The organism is Flavobacterium sp. WC2430 (assembly GCF_040822075.1).
Lineage (GTDB): Bacteria > Bacteroidota > Bacteroidia > Flavobacteriales > Flavobacteriaceae > Flavobacterium.
Window position 1 is genome coordinate 1,616,773 of record NZ_CP162007.1, and the last position, 24,250, is coordinate 1,641,022.

The following is a 24,250-nucleotide window of genomic DNA, read 5'->3' on the forward strand; positions in this document are numbered from 1 at the left end:
GAGTAGATCAAAAACTTTTAATTTAAATATTATGAAAACACGTATTGTACAAAAGGCGTTGCCTTTTGCAGCTATTGTTTTAGCAGTAGCAGGGGCTTTTGCAGCCAACATTTCCAGAACTAATGTCAGCACTTACGCTGATGTTAACGGACGAATTCCATCTACTTGTGCCGAAACAAGTGTTGTTTGTTCGGATATTTTTAATCCACAAATGTGTACTAATGGTGCTCAACAGTTGTACAAACTAAATGCAGCAGGTACAGCTTGTCCTCAGGCTCTTTACAAAAAGATTCAGTAGGACTTCAACAACCCTATATTAATTAGGGGAAATGGCAATGCCGAACTTGAAAATTTCAGGTTCGGCATTGTTTTTTACCCTCTCACAGACCATTCAATAGTAGGGAGTGAACAAGTGTATATCTCATTTTCGTTTTGCCCCGTCCCTAAAGGGAATAGAAAATATTGTGCTTTATCCTTTTAAACTCGCGTTTTAGTTGTGAGAAAGTGCATTGATTATTTTCGTTTTGCCCCGTCCCTAAAGGGAGTCGAAAATTTGGAGTTTCTTATTATAAAAAGATGAAATTAGTGGAAGCAATTCTTAGTTTAGATTGTTTTTTTTGAAAAAGGGATTCCTTTAAGATACAAATCGAACCATTCTTTTAGTCTTGTATCTAGGTCTATCTGTGATTCGGGTTTGCCAATAGCGTGCCCTTGACCAGGATATACCAGAAACGTATGTGGTTTTTGCAGTCTTTGTAACGCCAAATGCAATTCAATACTTTGCGTCCAATTCACGTTAGGGTCTTGCTGGCCTGTCCAAATCAGCACTGGAGTATTTATGGAGGAAGCGTGTGCTATAGGTGAGTTTTTAATATATCCTTCGTAATTGTCAAACAAAGAGGCACCCATTCGCAATTGTGCGGATTCATAGCGCCACATATGGGAGCGCTCGCCACTGGATTCCATACTCAGGTAATTGCTGACTAGATCTGTACAGGCGGCACCCACGACTGCTGTTGCAAACCTATTAGTTTGTGAAATAATATAGGCAGTTTCATATCCACCAAAGGAACCCCCTATCAACCCAATGTGATTGGATTCTACAATGCCCTTTGCTACAACTGTATTAATAGCTTCTTGTACGCATGAAACGGCAGATTGTCCTGGTGTTCCTACTTCATAGGCAATGTCTGGATAGAATACTAAATAATCATCGAATGTATAATTAGTTGGATTAAATCCATCCGAATTGTATTGTGTAGGATTACTATAATGATGCATCATCCCGGATTGTCTTTCGTATAGATGAACAATCATAGGATATTTTTTACTAGATTGAAAACCTGCAGGATAAAATAGTACTCCTTTCAAGGGTTGCCCTTTTTGGTTTGTATAGGAAATCAATTCAGCCTGTCCCCAGAAGAATTTATCCTGCTGCGGATTGGTTTTCAATACCAACTGGTCTTTTTTCATGGTTTTGCTCCAAAGCTGTAATTGAGGTGAGATTGCAAACGACTCTTCTTTATATAAATATTTTTCAGTTTGCTTTGCCTTTTTCAGCATGCTGATTCTTGCCTTTTTATATACCATCACTTTGCAATGCCCATTGCTTTCCAAGTAATAATATCCTGAGGCTTTATTATCGCCCAAGGCTTCAAGTATCGTTCCTTTAGTAAAGTTAAAAGTACGGGTTGGTAAATCAGATGAGGTAGTGATCATGTTGCTTTCATTTAAATTTTGGTAGATTCTGAAACGAATTTTTTGCTCCCGACCTTGGGTTAGTCTTTTGGCTTTTTTCCCATCTGGAGTTACTGTCCAAATATCATACTGGTCGTACACAATAAGCTTACCATCCTGTGTCCAACCTGGACTACCATAAGGTGGCGTTGCTCCAGGCTGATCGAATTCTAAGTTGTAAACGGCTGATCGAATTAGTGTTGTAACATTGGTCTGTTTTTCCAATATAGAATCGTATATCCACCATTTTTTATCTTTAAAATAATTGATATACCTGCCCTGTGGTGCTGCTCCTATATTTCCAATGGAATGGAGCTGTTCCTTTACAATTAAACTGCATTTCCCTGTAGTCAAATTGGTCAGGTAGAAGTCGGGCACTGCTTCAAATTCATACTGAGGTTCATAGGCCCGGTTATTAAAGGTCAATGCATAGTTTTGATTGCCAGTTAACAAAACGTTTGGCAAATCATCTGTTCCTATTTGGACTATTTTGTTTTCCTCTGGCCACCATACTGCTAATTTGGGAATATTGGAAGGGTCTAACTGTTGTCCATGATGTACGTCTGTTGTTACACTATTCCATATTTGTACTATTTCGTTTTCCTCCTTTTGAGGAACTGCAGCAGCTAGGCTAAAGAAGATTCGTTTACCATCTTCTGAAATTTCAAGCGGTACGCGAGCAAAGGGAATTACAATGTGCTTGTCTTTAAAGAAATCTGTCGACAATAATGGGTCTAAAACTACTATTTTAGGTTTTTGTTCGAATTGGGATATGTAGTATATCTTGTGGTTTTTTAGTTTAGCGGTTTCGTTATTAGATTCTAATAAAAATGAAAGTACATCGCTTTTATTATTCCACGTAAGGTATTTAAAATCCCCTTCTTTTTCTTGAACAAGTGTCTCACTATTAAAATTGGAATTCATTCGAATCAGATTCACTGTATTTTTTTTTGGTGTTATGTAGGCTAAAAGAGTACCATCCCCATTAAAACGATATTCTGAAACTCCATTGATCGTCTGTTCTTTACCCGTTTGTAAATGGAGTATGCGGAGAGACTCTTCCTTCTGTGATTCTTGTTTTGTTAGTACTATATATTTTCCTCCAGCTACAAACTCATATTTAGAAACGTTTTGAACCCATTGCAATACACCCGTTTTTAAGTTTAGTAATGCCGTTCCTTTCTTTGAATCTTGAGCAATCCACCATTTACTATCTGGACTAAAAAGACCATTTTTGGCTGTTGGAAAATAATGTTTCTTTGCAGTTTGCGTGTTTTGTATAAATAATGTGTCCTTTGATGACTGATAATTCAGCTTGTAACTTATCCAATTTCCATCCCCTGAAATTTTTTCATCTGAGAGGGTACTCCATAATGCATAGTCTGCGGGTTTAAGTTGCCTTTTTGAAAAGGATTGGCTCCAAGAAGAGCCAATCCCAAGTATCAAAAGGAGAAAAATCCAGTTCGTATTCCCTTTTAATTCCATCCTCTTATTCATTTTAATATCCTGGATTTTGATGTAGGTTTTTATTTAACAGTAATTCCGTTTGAGGAATGGGTAACCATTTATCGGTACTTTTCCATCCTGGTTTTAAAGCATTTAAGACTCCATCTGCTTTTTCTGTTCTTTTTAGGTCAAACCAGCGTTGTCCTAATTCGGTGAATAATTCGACCCTGCGTTCTTGTTGAATAGCCAGCAACACGTTTTGGGGCGTGTTGGCCGCCGTATCTGCTAATCCTGCTCGGTTTCGAATTAGGTTTAAATCAGCTAAAGCACCAATCCAATTATTTTGATGAGCCCTAGCTTCTGCACGGATGAGGTATTGTTCTTCTAATCGCAATATAATTGCAAATTCCTGAGAGCTCCCTGTATTGGAGATTTGTTTGTATTTGTATGGGTAGTACCATGTTTGAGTACCGTCCGTCACGTTGCCCAACCAATGTTGCTTTCTTTGATCTCCAGTTTCGAATGCGTTTAGTAAATTGGTACTTATAGCAGTAATTGGAGGAGGGCCGCTGCTAAAAATAAAAGTATGCGCATCATGCGTGTTCAGCCCCGAAATCCCTGGATGTAATTGCCAAATTGTTGACGGACTTTCCTTTAGAAATACCTTATCTAAATCCGCTTCCAACAGGTATGTATTCGTATTAATTACTTGGGAGGCTTCCTCTTCGGCTAGTTGCCACGCTCCTCTGTACAGGTAGACTCGTGCTAGTACTGCTGTAGCTGTCCCTTTATTTGGTCGAATGCGCTCTGTAGAAGAGTAATTATCCGTTAATACGCTTTTGGATAGCATTAAGTCGGCTATTATTTTTTCATATACTTCGTCTTCGGACATTCTCGAAACGGTACTATTTTTTTTATAATCTGTTGTTTCGATATATGGAATATCTCCAAATAGATTTAGTAGATAAAAGTGAATAAATGCTCTAAGAAACAAGCCTTCTCCTTTTAAGATATTGCGTTCCTCTGTGGGAATTGCAGTTGATTTTTTAAGACCTTCTAAAAGTGCGTTTACTGCATAAATTTGACTGTAACTATTATTCCATAAAGAACTAACCATAGGGTTTGAAGGGAGCACGGTATGATTGTAAAAATCTTCTAAAGGCGCGCTTGGACTTCCATAATAGGTTAGTTCATCCGAATAGTTTCCCATTCCATTAGAAAGTCCCTCTTGGTTTCCAGATAGCATGCCGTTTTCTCTTAGTTGTGAATAGCAATTTGAAAGCGCTGCATTTGCTGTTGTAACATCTTCGAACACTGCAGTACCAGTAAGCTGTGATTGTGGCAAATCTACCTCCGTAAAACTTTCGCAGCCATTCAGCCACAAGCAAAGGAGTACTATTAATGCTATTATTAGCATTGACTGTATTAATTTATAGTATTTCATATCGCAATATTTATTGATTTTTAAAAGCTAAGGTTTAGTCCAAAAGTAAATTGACGTAAAGGAGGGGAGTAGAAAGCGGATTGATTTTCAGGATCGGCACCTTTGTACTTGGTCCATGTGAGGAGGTTTTGTCCTTGTAAATAGATTTTTGCTGTCCCCCCTTTTGTAACTTCTTTTGGAATAGTATATGAAATACTGATGCTTTTCAATCGGATGTAGGAAGCATCACTTATGGTTGCGTTACTGTTGCTGTATAAAAAATAGGCATCCAATGCTGCTGCATTAGCTCCTGTTGTATATTGCTGAATTTCGGCATCGGTACCATTTTGTGGCCAGTGATTCAAAACCGCTTGTGGCTGATTAGAGAAATCTCCTATCCAAGAAGCCGTGTATAAGTAATTACGCCCTTTTTGTTTTACGCCCTGAAATAGAAAATCCAGTGCCCAATTTTTATAGCTGAGTTGGTTGCCCAATCCTCCAAATAATTGAGGGGTTGTGTCTTCTATCCATTGGCGGTCTTCTGGTCCCGTAATTTTTCCGTCACCATTGTAGTCCTCAAATTGATAAACACCTGTAACTGGATCAATTCCTGTGTAGTGGTAAGTTTTTTGGATACTCAATGATTTACCAATTACCAGCGAATTGGCGTAAGTAGACCCCTCTAAATCAGGGAATTCCAAGAGTTTGTTTTTAGGTAGTGTCAGGTTTAATGTAGTCGTCCAATTGAACGCTGTCTTTCTAAAATTGACCGTTCGCAATTCCAGTTCTAAACCTGTATTTTGAACTGTTGCATTTAAATTGGCTTGTAAAGAAGAAAAGCCTGTAGTTCCTGGTTGCGGTACACCCACTAGTTGACTAGAAGAACGGTTGCAAAAATAGGCTGAAGTTAAGAAAATACGATCGTTGAAAAAACCTAGGTCGATTGCGGCTTCTCTTTTTTTATTGGTTTCCCATCCAAAGGAAGGATTGAAAAGACGAGTGGGTTTTATCCCAATAGTACCATTGTAATTGTTGCCAGTAATCTCATAAGTGTCTAAGAATTGGTAATCACCAATCTGGTCATTTCCACTGGTACCATAACTGGTGCGTAATTTTCCGAAACTTAAGAAACTATTATTATTTATGAACGCCTCCTTTGAGAATATCCAGGCTGCACCTATAGCTCCGAAATTAGCAAAGCGATTGCCAGGGCCAAAACGACTGGAACCATCTCTTCTTCCAGTTACGTTAATGATGTATTTACTTTTCCAATTGTAATTGATTCTACCAAAGAACGCTTGGTATTTGTAAATGGTTAACTGATCGTCAGTAATTGTTAAATAGGAAGCTGCAGCTATATTGTGTAGTAAACTGTTACTTGCAAAACCTGATCCGATTTGTGCCAATTGTTGCCCGGTTTGCTTCTGGAAAGTTGTGCCTGCCAATAGCATTAATTCTGAATTGCCTACCGTTTTCTTCCAATTGATCTGAGGTTCAATAATCCAAGAGCTACGTTTGGCATTGTTTATAATAAGCGTGGAAACCTCACTGCCCAGTCCATACGCTGGATTGTACATGGTAGAAGGAAATGTCCGATTTTCGGAGATGTGATAGTCTGTGTACCCTAGATTTGTTTTTATTTCCAAGTTTTCCAGTATGTTGTACGAAAGAACAGTATTAGCAATTAGGTTGGTTGTGTTGGCTGCATATTTGCCTTCCAAATAGCTTAACGGATTGTTCCAAGTGCCATTTTCCCAATTTAAGTTTCCTTGGGCATCGTATAGAGCTGGGGCATTTGGCGCCAGAATTGTAGCTTGGTACATCAAGTCGTTTGCGGGTAGTGTATTCTTATCAGTAGCATAGTCTGCTGTAAAGCTCATTTTAAAATGATTGTCAATGGAGCGATGCGTTAGACTGTTGTGAAACGCCAATTTTTCATATTTTGCATCCCCAGGGAAAACGGTTGTTTCGTTACGGTAGGTACCACTTAACAAAAATTGAGTTTCGGCATTTCCACCAGAGACTGTAGTTTGAATGTTGTTCGTATTTGCAGTACCTCCCAGTAATTCTTTTTGCCAATTGGTGTAACGGTTTTGATCCCAAGTACCATTTACATCATAGGCGTACCCTGGATAGTCTGTAATTCCGTCATTGGCAAATGCTTCCCTACGCATGGATAAATATTGAGCTGTATTTAGTAAATCCATGGTACGAGTTAGTTTTCCAAAACTGGAATACGTATTCATATCGAATTTGGTTTTTCCTTGTTTTCCTTTCTTGGTTGTTATGAGCACGACACCGTTGGACCCTCTTGAACCGTAGATTGCGGTAGCATCAGCATCTTTTAGTACTTCCATACTCTCAATATCTGATGGGTTTATATTGTTGAGAGGACTTGCTGATCCTGCCAAGATGTTGCCCGATGTCATTACTGAGCCTAATGATTGTGAACTGTAAGGTACTCCATCCACAATATATAGCGGCGCATTTCCATCAGTGCGAATGCTGTTTATCCCTCTAATTTGAATATCAAAACCACCACCTGGTGTTCCAGTGGCTTGTGTAATATTTACACCAGACATTCTTCCTTGCATTGCTGCTAACGGATTATTTATAGGTTGTTTTTCTATATCCTTTGCAGTGATTTTCGCAATACTTCCTGTGCGTTCACTTTCTTTAACGGAGTAGTAGCCTGCGTTGACACGGACTTCTTGCAAGGAGGTGATGTCTTCCAGTAATTGTATGTTGATAGTTGTACGACCGTTTATGAAAATTGTTGCCGTTTTGAATCCTATGAAAGTGACCACTAGCGTATCAATTGGGTTCGCTTCTATGGTGTATTTTCCATCAAAGTCAGAAATAACGGTTGATTTTGCTTTTCCTTTTATGGAAATAGTAACACCAGTTAAGGGGTTGATTCCATCCGTAATGGTACCGTTTATTTGTATTTGTTGCGGTAAGGAGTGGTTTTGCCTCAGTAGCTTGTTGGCTAGAGCAGGGGTATAGGATAATGAGAACCCGATAATAATCAGGTACCAAAATGCCGATCCACCCTTGTAAAATGAATTTTTTTTCATAATATTGGGTTAGTTAATTGAAACGTTAGTTTTGTTAGCGATGGTCCTCTATTCGTCCGCCAAGAAGAGTTAGAGGGCCTTTTTTTTTGATTTAAAGTTTAAATCTGGGTGTCGAAAAGTGACTATTTCCTGCATGAGATTGTGTTTTTTATAGCATAGGCAATTGGTTTTAAAGGTTATTTAAGAAAAGCGTACTACCGTTGTTTGTTGCAGCCAAACGCAGGTAGTGCCTTTCCCAACTAATTCAATAATTATTGGTATTGCGAGACTAATAAGAAGAGGCAGTGCTAAGAATAGAAGTTGAGTTTTGCCTAAATAATTGGCATAAAAAATGGCATGGAACTCAGCTTACTGCACTAGAGGTATTGGCCATACCTTACCACAAATAAGTGAGCCCACGCCATGGGACGTGAGCATCGTACTTATCATCTCGTGGTAATTTGAAAAGGCCAATTTTCTAGTACGAGATTCAAAGCGAATGCTTCAAATATTTTATATGAAGAATCGCAAATATATTAATTCTAAAACAAATATAGGAAATGTTTTTCATATTCGGACAACTGTCCGATATAATTTAATTTTTAACGGCTTATTTTGTTTTTATGGGTGATTTAAATAGGAAAATATGCGACTATGTTTCCACTGAGTGGATTGGTGAGACTCAGGCAAAAACTGAGTTTGCATTAAATCACAATATTGATGAAAAAACAGCCCGCAGAATTTGTAATGATAAAAATTATACAATAACCTTATTTACTTTAAATAAAATTTGCGAGGCTAGAAATATAAAGCTTTCGGAGTTTTTTAAGTTGATAGATAAATAAAGGAAATGACCAAAAATAAAGTTTGATCTTAATCAAATACCACTATAAGAAAGATGCTGATGAGGTGTCTTTTTTTGTTTTATAGCAATATGTAGCACTTGTCAATTCGGGATTATTAGTTGTCAAAAAAGGAGTTTTTGATTTCTTGCTAAAAAAGAAAATCCTATACTTTCTATATTTGAGGTATGGAATGGTATGAGATACTAATAGTGATTGTGATTGTCCCGCTGGGAGCCTATATAAGAGGGAAGGTTTATGAGTTTAAGAGGGATTATGATAAAAATGATAGTTGGAGGAGTAGGGGAAAGGGGTGAAAAGATGCTGAGAGGTGTCTTTTTTTATTTTATAGCTAAAATGGAATACTTGCCCATCCGGGAGTACTGCCTATAAAAAAGGGATTAATTGTTCTCATAATAAAAGAGGGATTCTCTAAATTTAGTGAAATTTTCGTTTTGTCTCAATTGAGCGTAGTAGAAGTTGGATGTTTTGATGTTTTTTGTAGGTATGGATTGCAAATTCTTGCAACTAGGTGAGTCGGTTTTCATGAAGTTTTTTTTCTTTTAGCTCACTGTACTTTTTTTGTTAGTGGTGTTCGCTGAATCTTCGATTTGCCTTGATGCAAAAGAAACAAAAGATCAAGCCTGAAAATAAAAAGCTTGAAAACTACCTTGAAGCGCCGTTCCACAGCCCGAGCCGTTCGTCCTTCGTCCTCAACTCGCGGACTGCTGCTACCTGACTGCCACAGGCAGTCCTCCTTTTAATTTCAAACATTGTTTTCTTACGGTTTTTCTTTAATGGCGGTGTGAGGAGGTTGGAATTGAACATGTGCTTTTCTTATTGAGATTAAAGAATCAAAAGATCTCTTTTAAAATTAAAAACCACACCTATCAAAAAAGATATGTGTGGTTAGAAATAGAAAGATAGGTATTTTGTTTATTGAAATTTGGCAGTAAATCCAAGGTAGAAACTTCGTCCCACAGCAGGTATAATACCTGGACCTGGGTATTCATCAGTTCTACGAGTGAAGTATGCTTTATCGGTTAGGTTATTAGCCCCAAATTTAATTGCAAAATTATTTAGAGTATAGGAAGCGCTCCAGTCCCAAACTGTATACGAAGGGATGTAACCCGCAATTGGATCTTCGCTAGTCATTGCATTTGAAGCATCTCCAAAAGCATCTCCAACATAATTGTATTGTAAAGTGGTTGATAATTTAGTAGTGCTAAAAATTAAGCCTATACGGTTTATGGTTTCGGCTGCTGCTTCGACTCTTTTTCCTTTAAATTCTCCTGTAGTGTATTTGGCATCTACATAAGAAAAGGAGTTGAAAATACTTAAGCCAATATCAGATTGTGAATTACAGTATTTTAGAATATTAAATTCGATATAACTTTCGATTCCTTGGTGTACACTATTGGCAATATTTTTTCTGATAGAATAATAATCTCCAGTATTTGGATTGGTTGCTAATGTTAGTCCGATACGTTTGTTATACGCCATATAAAATCCGCCAATATCAAAATTAAGGTAGTTGCTTATGGTTCCTCTATATCCTAAATCACTATTGAATCCATTGGAATCTTTCAGGTTGGGGTCTATTTTTGAACTTGTTCCAAAAGGTTCTAATTGGCTGTAATCAATTGGGCGATAAGCTTGACTGATATTGGCATATACATTCGTATTTCTTCCAGATTTTAACTCTAATCCAAGCCCTGCTAATGCAAAAGTTCTGTTTCTATTTTCATTTGTAATTTGAATGTCACCTTCTACTTCTTTATGTCCTTTTGAAGTACTTCTTAAATATTCTAATCGAAATCCAGGAGTTACAGTGAAATTTTTAGATACTTTAAAAATATTTTCTACAAATGGTGCCAAATTAGTGGTAGTAAAATCTAAATCATATCCCCAATCGCCAGTAATGGATAAGTCAAAATCACTTTTTGTAGTACCTTCACCGCCACCTTGGCGCTTAAACCAAGCATAACTTTGACGTACTCCAATTGCCAATGTAGATTTTTGATTTCCTAAAGAATAATTTTGAGAATAACGGACTTCGGTTGTTGTGTTGTGCATTTTTTCAATGCCTACTTCTCTAGGTACAAATTCTCCTGTTGCGAGATCTATATCATCTGTGGCTTGGGCTCCTCCATCTTCATTTCTCCAAACTAATGAACGTCCACTAAATAAATAAGTTGATTTTACACTTAAAGTACTGTTTTCATTAGGTGTATAATTAGCGTAGGCTGTAATAATATTCCATGGACTTTTTAGCCAGTTTCTAGTTCTGGTTGAACTTTTTGGATTGGCATAAAATAAACTATCAGTTAGTCCTCCAGGCATTTTTATTTTATTTCTTAGCAAAGAATATTCTACACCAAAATTTAATTTATCCGAATGATTGTATTGTATTTTTCCAAATCCAGAAACTTGCGTTTGCTGGCTATTGGGTCTATATCCATCCATGTTACGGTATTGTAAAAATCCATAGTAACTTATTTTATTATAGTTTCCACCAATAGAATTAAAAGAGTTATACAGCCCATAACTACCTATGGTTTGTGATGTAATAAATTCGAAGGGTTTGTCTTTTGGAGCATCTTTGGTGACGTAATTCACTAAACCACCGAATTGAGAGCCAAATTGCAAGGAAGCAGCACCTCTAACCATTTCGATGCGACTCACTGCTTCCATAGGTGGAATGTAGTACGATTCATTGTAACCATATATATCAGCGCTAATGTTGTATCCATTTTGTCGCGTATTCATTTCTACACTTTGTGACGGATTAAGACCGCGGGTTGCTATCCCATTGGCAGTGAATCCACTGCTTTCTGTCTCAACAATATTCAGTCCGGGAATTCTTCCAAGGATTTGTCGGGTATTATTGACTGCTTTATTAGCATCCAGACTATCTACAAGGATAATTTCACTTTTTTTACCGGCATAAATAATCCCATCCTTAGTATTAGGTAAATGGCCAATTCCATTAACCGTTTTAAATCCTTTAATTATTACTTCTTTTAGTGTATTCTCGGTTTTTACTTGTGCTTTTATAAATTGATTGCTTATTAAAGCGAATGCCGTTATAATTATTATTTTATTGAAATTCATGTTGTTATTTGTAGATTATAAAAAGATTATTTTTGGTAATGATTAGTAATTGTTCGAGTAATGATTCTTTTCTAAGGAAATTTTAAAATTCCCTAATTCTGTTTTGTTTATGTTGTCAAATACTTCAGGTTCTGGGCATTCATATGGACTTATATCTCGAACATTATAAAAAGGAATGATCTCTTTTACAGTTTTAAAAGAACCGTTATGAAAGTAAGGTGCCGAAAGTGCTATATTTCGGAATGATGGTTGATCGGTTGAATTGTAAATATGTTCAGGTGCAAATACATTGTGAGCTACCCTTGAAGAATTGATACTTGAGAATCTTCCTGTTAGAGCTCCTTCTGTCAGCTCTGGGTGCAATAGGTCACTAAAATCAGTTTGAGCGGCATGATAAGAAGCGCCTGCTTGCCGTATGAGTTTAGATAGATTACTATCAAATAAAATTAATTTTGTAATTGCAATTTTATTGCTAACCACAGACTTATATTGGGAATCATCAGTACAGCTAGATAGTGTTATCACTGCAATACATCCAATTAAAAAGTATTTCCTTCTCATTTATTTAGAATAATTAAAAATAACTGCGCAAATATAAAATTCCATATTTGAATCGGCAAATTTATTTAGACTAAATATCAACAGTGTTTGTAAATAGTGTGAATTTTAATTTTTTTTAGGACTGGATTTTATTTTGACAGAGAAAAATAATCCAAATTAGCATTGCTAAAAGTCCTTTTTGCTTAGTAAATTAGTGCTATCGGGTGAGTCGATTTTCATGAAAGTTTTTTTCTTATGCCTTGATGCAAAAGAATTTGCCTTGATGCAAAAGAAACAAAAAATCAAGCCTGAAAATAAAAAGCTTGAAAACTACCTTGAAGCGCCGTTCCACAGCCCGAGCCGTTCGTCCTTCGTCCTCAACTCGCGGACTGCTGCCACTTCACTTCATCGTTGTTTTCTTACGCTTTTTATTTAAGGGCGGGTTTAGGAGTTTTCAATTGTCAGTTATGAAAGATCAGGTTGAAAAAAGAAAAAACCATTTCTGATTTACGAAAGTTTTCTTTAATTTGTTAATTATTGCTGTAATTTATAAAGGAATAGTATATTCGTAAAAAAACCACTCTTACTGCTAAATGGGCCTTGACTCATACTGTCAGTTAGAGCCGCGGAGCGTGTCTGGAAGTTTCGGTTTTTTGCATTTATTATAATTTTTCACAGTCATTATGATGCAAATGTTATTCGGAAATAAATAGGATAAGATGCTGTTTTTAAGGATATACCAATTAGATATTATTTATATTTGTTCCATCTCTCGACCGCGTTTGATAAGACAAAACCAAAAACTACGATTTAGTATACACTAATGAATCATCCAGAAAATACAAATACCACTTGGCTGTTTGAAATAACACCAAAAAACAAATTCTTCACGCTCAATCTTAAGGAAGTTTGGCAGTATCGTGATTTGCTGCTACTTTTTGTAAAAAGAGATGTGGTTACGGTTTACAAACAAACCGTTTTAGGGCCACTTTGGTATTTAATACAACCGTTGTTTACTTCGATTACTTTTACTATTATATTTAACAATTTGGCGGGGATTGACACGGGTACCGTACCTCCATTTCTGTTCAATTTAGCAGGTATTACGGTTTGGAATTATTTCACTGCCTGTCTTACGGGGACTTCGAACACTTTTGGTGCTAATGCGGGAATTTTTGGGAAAGTGTATTTCCCACGAATCATTGTTCCTATGTCCATTGTAATTTCTAATTTATTGAAATTTGGGATTCAATTTTTAATATTTATCGCTTTTTATTTATACTATTATTTCCAAGGAGCGGCCATTAGTTTAAATGGAATCAGTATTTTATTTCCAATATTAATTATAGTAATGGGGATTCTGGGTTTAGGATTAGGTATGTTTATTTCCTCTTTGGTGACCAAATACAGAGACTTTAGTTACCTAATTGGTTTTGGGGTGCAATTACTGATGTATGTGTCAGCGGTAGTTTATCCTATGGCATTGGTTGCAGCAAAAATGCCAGAGTATTCTTGGCTTGTACAATATAATCCACTGGCTTATATAATTGAAACAACCCGTTATATGTTATTGAATGTAGGACATATTTCTATTTGGGGATTGGGTTATACTTTTGTGGTAACTATAGTTGTTTTTTTAGTGGGGATATTGGTATTTAACAGGACGGAGAAGAGTTTTATTGATACGGTTTAAATTTATTATTATTATTATTATTATTGAAATTGGTGATTACACGATTAACCAAATAAACAATTACACGATTAAACTATTTCAACTTTGAAAAAAGACATTATATTAAAAGCCGAAAACATCTCAAAGCAATACCGCCTAGGACAGGTAGGTACTGGTACGCTGAGTCACGACTTGAACCGATGGTGGCATCAGGTTCGTGGCAAGGAAAACCCGTATTTAAAAATTGGAGACACTAATGATCGTTCTACAAAAGGGGAAAGTGACTATGTCTGGGCGTTACAGGACATTAATTTTGAAGTAGAGCGTGGTGAGATTTTAGGTATAATAGGCAAGAATGGTGCAGGGAAATCTACCTTATTAAAAATACTATCTCGAGTTACTGCACCTACCACAGGCAGTATAAAGTTTGGAGGTCGCGTGGCTTCTTTGCTCGAAGTAGGTACTGGGTTTAATGGTGAAATGACTGGACGTGAAAATATATTTCTTAATGGTGCTATTCTTGGGATGACCAAGAAAGAGATTACTTCTAAAATCGACGAAATTATTGATTTCTCAGGTTGTGAACGCTACATTGACACTCCAGTAAAGCGTTACAGCAGCGGTATGTATGTGCGTTTGGCTTTTGCCGTAGCTGCATTTCTAGAACCAGATATTTTGATTGTAGATGAGGTATTAGCAGTGGGTGATGCGGAGTTCCAGAAAAAAGCGATTGGTAAAATGCAGGATATTTCTAGAGGTGGCGGAAGGACTGTATTGTTTGTGAGTCATAATATGGATTCTATAATGCGTTTATGTACAAAAGTTGCTTTAATGAGGAATGGATTAATTGTAGATTATGGCTCAACAAATAAGGTAATTGATTCATATTTAAGACTTGATTTTGGTACCACTGCTATGAAAAAATGGGAAGGGAAATTAAAAAATTGTAATATCGTGAAAATTCTGGAAGCCAAAGTTCATAATTTGCAATATGAGATACAGGAAAATTTTCAAGTGACAGAATCTGTTGGCGTAACAGTGCAGTATCAGGTTATTGAAAGTGGTTATAAAATTCATTCAGCATTTAATTTTTATAATAGTAGTGGTGTTAATATTTTTGATTCTCATGAAAATAATACTGATAATTATTATCATTTTAAACAAAGCGGAATTTATGAAACAACAGTTTGGATACCAGAAAACTTACTATCGGAGGGGGTAGTTTTGGTAGGGGTTGCTATAGTTACTCATGATCCATTTGTCGTTCATTTTCATGAAAAAGATACCATAGCTTTCAATATGATAGATAATAAACAATATAGCCCCACTAGAGGTGATTATGTTGGAGAATTGCCAGGAGTAGTTCGACCACTAATGAAGTGGAACTCAAAAATTATATCTTTAAAAAATGTTTAAAATTAATAGAATTCCTACAGAAGAAAAAGTTAAAATATCAATTCAATCAATTGATAAAGGACATCATAATATTACTTATAAAGGTGTAACAGCAATAAAATGCCCTTTTGATTATGTGATTTATCAAATGATTATATTCGAAGTAAAACCTGATTTAGTTATAGAAATTGGTACTAATATTGGAGGAGGAGCACTTTATATTGCAGATTTATTGGATAGTAACGGAAAAGGAGTTTTACATACAATTGATATATTGGATCAGGTTGATGAAAAAGTTAAAAATCATAAACGAATTAATTTTTTTACTGAAGGTTGGGAAAATTATGATTTAAAACTGACTAAAGAATTTGAAAAAATATTAATTATTGAAGATGCATCACATACTTATAAAGATTCATTAGGGATTTTAAATAAATTTCACAGTATTGTTTCTAAAGATTCATACTTTATAATTGAAGATGGTATTATTAACGAATTAGGGTTAGAACGAGAATATTTGGGTGGACCATTAAAAGCAATAAGAGAATTTTTGCCGAATCATCAAGAGTATATTGTAGAAAGAAAATGGTGTGATATGTTTGGAATAAATGCAACTTTCAATGTAAATGGTTATCTGAAAAAAGTTAAATAAATTTTTTATTATGATTAAAACAGATGTTTTAGAAGAATTATTTTGTCAGAGATTAGAGATAAATGCACTTTCGGAAATTCTATGCTATAAAGGTTGTGAGCGTTGGATTTATGGTTTTATGCTAGAACAAGTTGAGGAAGAACATTTAAGAAGATATAAATTTGCAGTAGAAATTGTAAAAGATAAAGTAGTTTTAGATGTAGCTTCAGGATGTGGTTATGGTTCATATCTTTTGGCAGTTGAAGGAAATGCAAAAAAAGTATTTGGTCTTGATATAAGTGAGGAAGCTGTAAGATATTCTAATTATAGATATAAACATGAAAATATTTCTAGAGTTGTTGGTGATGCTACTGAATATAAATTTACCGAAAAATATGATGTTATTACAAGTTTCGAAACAGTAGAACACATTGCTGATTACGAAAAATATTTAAGTAATATTGAACAAGTTTTACTAAAAAAAGGTATTTTAATTATATCAACGCCTATTGTTAATATAACTACAACAAAACCATATAATCCTCATCATGTAATTGAATGGAATTATATTGATTTTCATAAACTTATTAGTAAATATTTTATTGTAAATGAAGTTTATTTTCAAGATATTGTTCTTTTTAGTGACTTAAAAAAACAATCTTTTTTTGATAAAATTTTAAAAAAATTAAAAATTAAAAATTTTAAATCTAGAAATAAAATACCTTTTGAGAAGTGTGAGAAGCAATATGATTTAGCCGATATTAAGTCAGGTTTTCAAATGTTTGTCTGCGAGAAAAAACAAAACAGATAAAAATTAAAATATGTTTCCATTAGTAACAGTAATGATTGCTACTTATAATCAATCAAAGTATATTTTACAAGCTGTAGAAAGTGCTTTGAATCAAGATTATAGTAACATAGAAATTATAGTATCTGATGACAGCTTAAATGATGATACTAAGAATGTTCTTGAAAAGTATGTAAATTTTGAAAATTTCACATACTTTAAAAATGATAAAAATATTGGTAGAGTAAAAAACTATAGGAGGTTACTTTATGACTTATCTAATGGTAAATATGTTATAATGCTGGATGGAGATGACTTCTTTATTGATATGACACATATTAGTAAAGCAATTTCTTTTTTTAATAAAGACGAAAAAATAGTAGTAGTAGGTGCTGGAATTAATTTTTTTTACGAAAAAGATAATTTTAATAAAGAGCTAAAGATTGCAGAAACTAATCATATATTTGAAGGTAAAGATGTTTTTAAAGTCCCTCAGTTTTTAGCAAATCATCAAACTTCAATTTATAATAAAATGCTTGCCTGTGAATTGGATTTTTATAGACACCCTTCAATGGGGTCAGATTCTGAATCCCTTTTTAGATTATATTTGCGTGGAAGAGTTGTTTATTTACCTTCTATTTCATCTACATGGAGAATTCATAAAGAGAATACAACTTTTATTAGAGATATAAAACTTCAAATAAAGGAATTAGATTTTATAGATAGTATTGCTGTCGATGCTTCGACATTTTTAAATCCGATTATTATAAATAATTGGAAAAAGTTCATGTATCAAGCCATGGCGAACCATATTTATAGTATAGTTTTAAAGTCAAATGATATTAGATTATTAATTTTTATCCAAATTAAATTGTATCAGTACATTAGCTTTAAAAAAAACACTAAGCAAATTGTAAGAATCTTAAAAGAAAAATTAATTGATTCATCAATTACTTAATATATTTTAGAAAATAGAAGTTAGTAGGTTTTATTTCTGGAATGTAAAGAGTATTATGAAAAGTTGAATAACTACACTATTCTTGTTTATAATTTAAAATGGCTTGCTAATGAAAGACTTAATTAAAAAAATATTAAAACTTATATATCAATACTTTTTTGTTGAAGAGAAAACAAAAGAGGACACAATATTGGGTTTGACTGTAGGTAAAAACACAAATAATAAAGCGAAAATTACTGTCAAATATCCTGAAAAATCTGCGATTCACATTGGGAATGATTGCTTTATTTATGGTAATATTTCAACGGAAACAGCAACAGCAAAAATCAGTATAGGTAATAATGTCTTTATTGGAAATTCAACGCTTTTCTCGACTATAGAAATTATTATTGAAGATGATGTCTTAATTGCAACAGATTGCTTAATTCAGGATTCAGACAATCATAATTTAAGTAGAAAAATCAGAAAAAAAGATTGTGCTGACTGGAAGGATAGAGGAATACAACAGTGGGAATATGTGCAATGTAAACCAATAAAAATTTGTGCTGGTTCGTGGATCGGTGCTAAATCTATAATATTAAAAGGAGTCACTATTGGAGAAGGTGCGATAGTAGGTGCTGGTAGTGTGGTAACGAAAAATGTAGAGCCTTATACAGTTGTGGCTGGTAATCCCGCTGTATTTATAAAAAAGGCATTACCGTAATAATTAAGCTTATGTTAATAGGGCTTAAAAAGAAAGATATGTTTCAATGTATTATCCTTAATAAAATATGTTTTATAATTTAAAAATAATAAATGCAATCTAAACCAGAACTACTCGTTTTTAGTATCTATTTAATGGGTGGTGGGGCAAGTTTTCATAGAAATATGATAGATAATCGACCTGATAACTTTTTTGATATTAAATGTATTTATCTTAACCCATTACATTGGCATGCGAAGAGAAGTGATGATGTCGCATTGGATGAAAATAATATTGTTTTTGAATTTTCTGAGGAACCTAGTAACGAGGTTTCATCAAGACTTGAAAAATTAATATCAGAAAAAGAAGGGGTTGTTATTACTAACTTTGACACAGAATTAGCAACTCTAAATACGTATAAAAGAAAAAAAAAGACAATTTTTTTTATTTGTCAAGATGATGCCTATATTTATTTGGCTAAAAAGTATAATTTTATAATAGATGTTATCATTACTCATAATATAACTGTATATGAAGAGATATGTGGACTATTGCCAAATAGAAAGAAAGATATACATTTCATCCCTCATGGTGTAATTGTTCAGCATTTTGAAAGAAATCATAATTTAAATAATAAATTAAGATTAGTTTTTTTAGCTCGACATGTTAAACTTAAAGGGATTTATGATTTACCAAAAATTGATGATGAACTCAAGAAACGTAATATAGAAGTAGAATGGATTATTTTTGGTGACGGAGAGGAAAAACAAAATTTTATCAAGGAAGTAAAATCAAAAGATAATTTTAAATTCTTACTCCCAAAAACTACTGAAGATGTGATAGAAGCTTTAAAAATGACTGATGTTTATGTTCTGCCATCGTCACTTGATGGATTGCCAGTTTCATTACTTGAATCAATGAGTGTGGGATGTGTTCCTATCGTTTATAATTTTAGTGAAGGGATAAAAAGTGTTATAACGTCAGATATTGGTTTTGTAGTAGAGAAAGGGGATGTAATTTCGGTTGCAGATAAAATTGAGTTTCTGTCTAAAAATCGAAATGAATTAAAAAAAAGGAGCATTGCTTGCTCCAAAAAGATTTTTCAAGAATATGATATTAAAAAGCAATCGAATCACTATTTTAGTTTGTATAAGAACTATAAAAAGCTAAAGAAATTACGATATTTAAAATTAAAAAATAATGTAAAAAAGTATTTTAATTTTAAGTTTGTAAGGATATTTTATCATTTTGTAAATAAACAGCTATGATAACAAATAATTTTTATGTGCAAAATCATGGGTTTATTTAAAGGAATAGAAAAGAATTTAAAAATTAAATTTATAAATAAAGTTGCGGATAATTAAATGATTTTTAAAATGAAAATACTTATCATTGGTTCGAAAGGATTTATAGGAAGTCACTGCGTTGATTTTTTTCAATCCAAATGTTTTGATGTATATCAAGCCGATGTCAACGAGTCAACGGATAAAAATTTTTATAAAATTGAACGCCAAAATTCTGATTTTTCATTAATTTTTAAAGAACATCAATTTGATGTTTGTATCAATGCTTCAGGTTCTGCTCATGTAGGTTTTTCATTTGAGAATCCTTCGAAAGATTTTGAATTGAATGTGATTAATGTTCAAAAAATGTTAGTCGCTATTAGGGATTATAATAACAATTGCAAGTTTATCAATTTTTCAAGTGCGGCTGTTTATGGTAATCCACAAACTTTGCCCATTAAAGAAAATAGTAACTGTAAACCGTTGTCACCTTATGGGTTTCATAAACTACAAAGTGAATTATTGTTAACGGAGTATCATAAGTTTTTTGGTTTGAAAACATGTAGTTTACGCGTTTTTTCGGCTTATGGTCCTCGACTAAAAAAACAACTGTTTTGGGATTTATATCAAAAATCAATTCAAAGTGATGTGATATCATTATTTGGAACAGGAAACGAAACAAGAGATTTTATTTATATTGATGATCTTATACAAATTATTGATTTAGTGATTCAAGAATCTGCTTTTCATGGTTCCATTTATAATGTTGCCAGTAATGTTGAAACTACAATAGCTGAGGCGGCACAAGTTTTTTTTAATTCATTTTCACCTGATAAGGAAATAATATTCAACGGAGAGGTAAAATTGGGAGACCCTAATAACTGGCTTTCTGATATGGGAATCCTTAAAGGAAAAGGGTTTAAACCTCAGTTTAATTTATATTTAGGCTTAAAAAAATATGCTGAATGGTTAAAGGAAAACGCATAGGGATTATTTACAATTATAATGAAAATTGGATTGGAGGTGCCTATTATATTCAAAACTTGATTAGGTCTCTGAATTTTCTTCCTGAAAATAAAAAAAATGAATTGAGTATTCTAAGTGCTAGTAAAGTTTCTTTTCAGGAATTAAAAAAGCAAACGGGTTATTCTCACTTAAAGTTTTTGGAGTATCCGTTAAATTATAATAAAATTGAAAGGGTAATAAATAAAGTCTCATTAAAAATTTTTAATAAGAAAATTGTTGAAAGGAAGGTCAATCTAGACTGGATTTTTCCGCTTTATCATATCCCTGAAAATTTAAAGCACATCAATAATTTGATCTTTTGGATACCGGATTTACAGGAGAAATTCTTGCCTGATTTTTTTTCTCTGGAAGAAGTGAAACGCCGGAATCAATGTTGTGAAAATATGATAGTTTTAAATTATCCTATAGTTTTTAGTAGTCAAGCAGCTTTAAACGATTTTAATTCTTTTTACCCTCATTCTAAAAACAGTAAAAAAGTAATACAATTTGCAGTTGTGCATCCTAAATTAAAGCAAGAAGATGTTAATGAAGTGAAATTTAAATATGGTGTTGAAGGGAGTTATTTTTTTTCGCCTAATCAATTTTGGCAACACAAAAATCAAATCGCAATTATTGAAGCGGTTAAAATCCTAAAAGAGAAAGGAATTGCTGTAAAAGTTGTTTTTACAGGAAAAGAATATGATTATAGAAATCCAGACTACACTACAAATTTGAAGCAAAAAGTGGTAGATTATCAGTTAGAAAAGGAAATTGTTTTTCTTGGGTTTATTGATAGAATGGATCAGTTGCTATTGATGAAAAATGCAGAGGCTATAATTCAACCGTCTTTATTTGAAGGCTGGAGTACGGTTATAGAAGACGCAAAAGCATTAAATCAAACATTAATTGTTTCTGATATAGCAGTTCATCAAGAGCAACTGGAAGATAAGGCCTATTATTTTGCACCATTTAATTATAATGCTTTGGCAGAGAAAATGGTTGAGGTTATTAATAACCCTATTGGTAAGCTCAAATATGATTTAGATTACTCAAATAATATTAAAAACTTTGCAGTAAATCTAAGTCAAATTATTAATAATAATTAAGGTGTCTTAATGATGAATAAAAAAATTTCTATCATAACGATAAACTACAATAACCTAGCAGGGCTTAAAAGAACTGTGGAGAGTGTGTTGAACCAAACTTGTAAAGAGTTTGAATACATTGTTATTGATGGTGGTTCTACAGATGGGAGTACCGCTTATATTAAGAGTCAAAGTGGGTATATACATTATTGGTTAAGTGAACCTGATAACGGCATTTATAATGCGATGAATAAAGGTATTCTTAAAGCTACTGGAGAGTATTTATTGTTTTTGAATAGTGGGGATCATTTGATTAGTGATACAATACTAGAACAAAATTTTAAATTAATAACAGTACAAGATATTATTTACTTTAACCTTAATGTTATTGATAATAACAAGGTATTATTAAAAAAATATCCAGATCAATTATCATTCTCCTACTTTTCAAAAGATACCTTACCTCATCCCGCAACTTTTATTAAAGCTTCTTTATTTAGAAAAATAGGAATGTACGATGAAAGTTTAAAAATTGTTTCCGATTGGAAATTTTTTGTGGAAAGTATATGTAAATTTAATTGTTCCTATCTAAGAATAAATGAGACTTTGTCAATTTTTCATTTTGACGGTTTAAGTTCTGATCCTCAAAATAAAGATTTAATTTTTGAGGAAAAGCAGCGAATTTTAAAAGCGGAATTCCCTGCTTTTATTGAAGATAACCATGAACTATTAGCAATAAGAAATTTAATTTCAAATCTTAGACAATCAACCAAAATAAATATGTTGATAAAATTGGGAATATTAAATAAGTTTTAAATGAATAGTATAGTATCCATAATTGTTCCATGTTACAATCAAGTACAATACTTAGATGAAGCATTGCAATCCGTATTTGATCAAACCTATCAAAATTGGGAATGCATTATTGTAAACGATGGAAGTCCTGATAATACGGAAGAAATTGCTAAAAATTGGGTCCTAAAAGATTCGAGATTTCACTATTTTTTTAAAGAGAATGGAGGAGTTGGCAGTGCTAGAAATTTAGGGATAACTCACGCGGTTGGGGAGTTTGTTTTGCCACTAGATGCTGATGATAAAATTGGGAGTAATTATATTAATTTTGCAATAAAGGCATTCGAAAAGGATAGTACATTAAAATTAGTATACTGTAAAGCTGAATATTTTGGCGAAAAGAGTGGTCCTTGGAACTTACCCCCCTTTTCAATTCAAGATTTGGCAAGGTTAAATATGATTTTTTGTTCTGCATTATTTAGAAAAAAGGATTGGGAGCTAGTAGGTGGCTATGATATAAATATGATTCATGGTATTGAGGATTGGGAATTTTGGATTTCAATTTTAAAAGATGGAGGAACCGTTTTTTGTTTAGATACAGTACAATTTTATTATAGGATAAAACAGGTATCTAGACAGAGACAATTAGATGGAACAAAGACAAAAAATATGAACGAATATATGAGTTTAAAACATGCTGATTTCTTTGTTAAACAATTGGGGTCTTTTATGGAGCTAAATGAAGTTATAGACAGCAATAAAAAATGTTCTGAAAATTTAAAAAGTGAGAAATTTGTAATTGATGCTTTTTGTACTACTTTTTTTGGTTTTTCTGTTTTTGGATTGTATAAAATAAAGAAATAATAATGCTAGCTATAGTTATCCCTTATTATAAACTATTTTTTTTCGAAGAAACATTACTGTCATTGGCAAATCAAACTGATAAGCGTTTTAAAGTATATATTGGAGATGATGCCAGTCCAGAAAATCCTACTCATATATTGGAGAAATTTCAAGGACAATTTGATTTTGTATATCATCTTTTTGATAGTAATTTTGGAAGTACATCTTTAGTAAAACAATGGGAACGCTGTATTGCTAGAATAGAAAGTGAAGAATGGATAATGATATTAGGAGATGATGATTATTTAGAATCAACTGTTGTTGCTTCTTGGTATGAAAATCATGAAGTGTTTAATAATAAATCGAATGTAATTAGATTTGCTTCAAAGTCTGTAAATATGAAATTGGACGGAATTATAAGTGATTCCTTTACACATCCGGTATGGGAGAAAGCGACTGATTCCTATTATAGGCGATTTAAGGGATTGACAAGGAGTACGTTATCAGAATATGTATTTTCTAAATTTTCTTATTTGAAATATGGATTTCATGATTTTCCCTTGGCTTGGCACAGTGATGATGCAGCTTGGTTGGATTTTTCGAATAGCCAACCTATATTTACTATAAATGATAGTAATGTGTTTATTAGATTTTCTGATCGAAGTATTTCTGGAAATAATGAGGATGAAAATTTAAAAAATATTGCTTCTATTTGTTTCATGAAAAAAAGTATTTTAAATAAATTCAATTTATTTAAAAAAAATCAAAGAACAGAATTGTTACTGTATTATGAGATTGCAATAAGAAAGAATAGAAAGCTGAAATATAGTGAGTGGTTTGAATTATTTTATATTTATACAATCAATTTCGATTTGTTTCAGCTTACTAAATGTTTTAGAAGGTTTATGTTAAATTAAATTATAGCTTTTAATAATAAATTTATGATGGATTTTTTTTTG

The 24,250-nt window shown here is 33.2% G+C and carries 19 protein-coding genes; 14 read left to right on the plus strand and 5 right to left on the minus strand.

All coding sequences use genetic code 11. From position 1 onward, the window contains the following. The first annotated feature begins 31 nt into the window (after positions 1-31). Positions 32-298, plus strand: a complete 267-nt coding sequence (locus AB3G36_RS07035) for a DUF6520 family protein (RefSeq protein ID WP_367757346.1) — start codon at positions 32-34, stop codon at positions 296-298. A 305-nt stretch (positions 299-603) separates the two neighbouring features. On the opposite strand, the gene AB3G36_RS07040 is transcribed toward AB3G36_RS07035, so the two are convergent. From AB3G36_RS07040 to AB3G36_RS07050, 3 genes are read right to left on the minus strand one after another with little or no spacing between them, the layout of a single operon-like run. Continuing rightward, positions 604-3,234, minus strand: coding sequence for a prolyl oligopeptidase family serine peptidase (locus AB3G36_RS07040; protein WP_367757348.1), 2,631 nt, complete (start codon positions 3,232-3,234; stop codon positions 604-606). 1 nt (position 3,235) lies between these two features. Next, a complete protein-coding gene (locus AB3G36_RS07045) occupies positions 3,236-4,627 on the minus strand; it encodes a RagB/SusD family nutrient uptake outer membrane protein (RefSeq protein ID WP_367757350.1) in 1,392 nt (463 codons plus the stop codon). A 20-nt stretch (positions 4,628-4,647) separates the two neighbouring features. Further along, entirely contained in the window at positions 4,648-7,683 is a 3,036-nt protein-coding gene (locus AB3G36_RS07050; protein WP_367757352.1) for a SusC/RagA family TonB-linked outer membrane protein, read from the minus strand. 602 nt (positions 7,684-8,285) lie between these two features. Between AB3G36_RS07050 and AB3G36_RS07055 the strand changes: the two genes are divergently transcribed. Continuing rightward, positions 8,286-8,507 (plus strand): helix-turn-helix domain-containing protein, encoded by a 222-nt coding sequence (locus AB3G36_RS07055; RefSeq protein WP_367757354.1) that lies wholly within the window; start codon positions 8,286-8,288, stop codon positions 8,505-8,507. Positions 8,508-9,440: 933 nt separating this feature from the next. Here the strand turns inward: AB3G36_RS07055 and AB3G36_RS07060 are convergent. Together AB3G36_RS07060 and AB3G36_RS07065 are read right to left on the minus strand one after the other, a co-directional pair. Continuing rightward, entirely contained in the window at positions 9,441-11,618 is a 2,178-nt protein-coding gene (locus AB3G36_RS07060; protein ID WP_367757356.1) for a TonB-dependent receptor family protein, read from the minus strand. A gap of 42 nt (positions 11,619-11,660) precedes the next feature. Beyond that, positions 11,661-12,179, minus strand: coding sequence for a hypothetical protein (locus tag AB3G36_RS07065; RefSeq protein ID WP_367757358.1), 519 nt, complete (start codon positions 12,177-12,179; stop codon positions 11,661-11,663). 802 nt (positions 12,180-12,981) lie between these two features. On the opposite strand from AB3G36_RS07065, the gene AB3G36_RS07070 reads away from it, so the two are divergent. From AB3G36_RS07070 to AB3G36_RS07125, 12 genes are all read left to right on the plus strand, one after another. Then, positions 12,982-13,851 (plus strand): ABC transporter permease, encoded by an 870-nt coding sequence (locus AB3G36_RS07070; protein WP_367757360.1) that lies wholly within the window; start codon positions 12,982-12,984, stop codon positions 13,849-13,851. Between the two features lie 84 nt (positions 13,852-13,935). Beyond that, a complete protein-coding gene (locus AB3G36_RS07075) occupies positions 13,936-15,246 on the plus strand; it encodes a polysaccharide ABC transporter ATP-binding protein (protein WP_367757361.1) in 1,311 nt (436 codons plus the stop codon). Further along, complete coding sequence (locus tag AB3G36_RS07080) at positions 15,239-15,877, plus strand: CmcI family methyltransferase (RefSeq protein ID WP_367757363.1); 639 nt, start codon at positions 15,239-15,241, stop codon at positions 15,875-15,877. Before AB3G36_RS07075 ends, AB3G36_RS07080 begins: the two co-directional genes overlap by 8 nt. 10 nt (positions 15,878-15,887) lie before the next feature. Continuing rightward, positions 15,888-16,667, plus strand: a complete 780-nt coding sequence (locus AB3G36_RS07085; protein ID WP_367757365.1) for a class I SAM-dependent methyltransferase — start codon at positions 15,888-15,890, stop codon at positions 16,665-16,667. A 10-nt stretch (positions 16,668-16,677) separates the two neighbouring features. Beyond that, positions 16,678-17,601 carry a glycosyltransferase family 2 protein gene (locus AB3G36_RS07090; RefSeq protein ID WP_367757367.1) on the plus strand — a complete coding sequence of 308 codons (924 nt, stop codon included), beginning with the start codon at positions 16,678-16,680 and terminating at the stop codon, positions 17,599-17,601. A 109-nt stretch (positions 17,602-17,710) separates the two neighbouring features. Beyond that, a complete protein-coding gene (locus AB3G36_RS07095) occupies positions 17,711-18,304 on the plus strand; it encodes a DapH/DapD/GlmU-related protein (protein ID WP_367757369.1) in 594 nt (197 codons plus the stop codon). A gap of 92 nt (positions 18,305-18,396) precedes the next feature. Further along, the gene (locus AB3G36_RS07100) at positions 18,397-19,551 is read left to right on the plus strand and encodes a glycosyltransferase family 4 protein (RefSeq protein ID WP_367757371.1); all 1,155 of its coding nucleotides are present in this window, start codon (positions 18,397-18,399) and stop codon (positions 19,549-19,551) included. 108 nt (positions 19,552-19,659) lie between these two features. Then, on the plus strand, positions 19,660-20,553 hold the full coding sequence (locus tag AB3G36_RS07105) for an SDR family oxidoreductase (RefSeq protein ID WP_367757373.1): 894 nt from the start codon (positions 19,660-19,662) through the stop codon (positions 20,551-20,553). Next, the gene (locus AB3G36_RS07110; RefSeq protein WP_367757375.1) at positions 20,532-21,677 is read left to right on the plus strand and encodes a glycosyltransferase family 4 protein; all 1,146 of its coding nucleotides are present in this window, start codon (positions 20,532-20,534) and stop codon (positions 21,675-21,677) included. The genes AB3G36_RS07105 and AB3G36_RS07110 overlap by 22 nt, the downstream gene beginning before the upstream one ends. A 9-nt stretch (positions 21,678-21,686) precedes the next feature. Next, the gene (locus AB3G36_RS07115; protein WP_367757377.1) at positions 21,687-22,472 is read left to right on the plus strand and encodes a glycosyltransferase family 2 protein; all 786 of its coding nucleotides are present in this window, start codon (positions 21,687-21,689) and stop codon (positions 22,470-22,472) included. Continuing rightward, positions 22,473-23,312 (plus strand): glycosyltransferase family 2 protein, encoded by an 840-nt coding sequence (locus AB3G36_RS07120; protein ID WP_367757379.1) that lies wholly within the window; start codon positions 22,473-22,475, stop codon positions 23,310-23,312. 2 nt (positions 23,313-23,314) lie between these two features. Continuing rightward, complete coding sequence (locus AB3G36_RS07125; RefSeq protein ID WP_367757381.1) at positions 23,315-24,208, plus strand: glycosyltransferase family A protein; 894 nt, start codon at positions 23,315-23,317, stop codon at positions 24,206-24,208. The last annotated feature ends 42 nt before the right edge of the window (positions 24,209-24,250 follow it).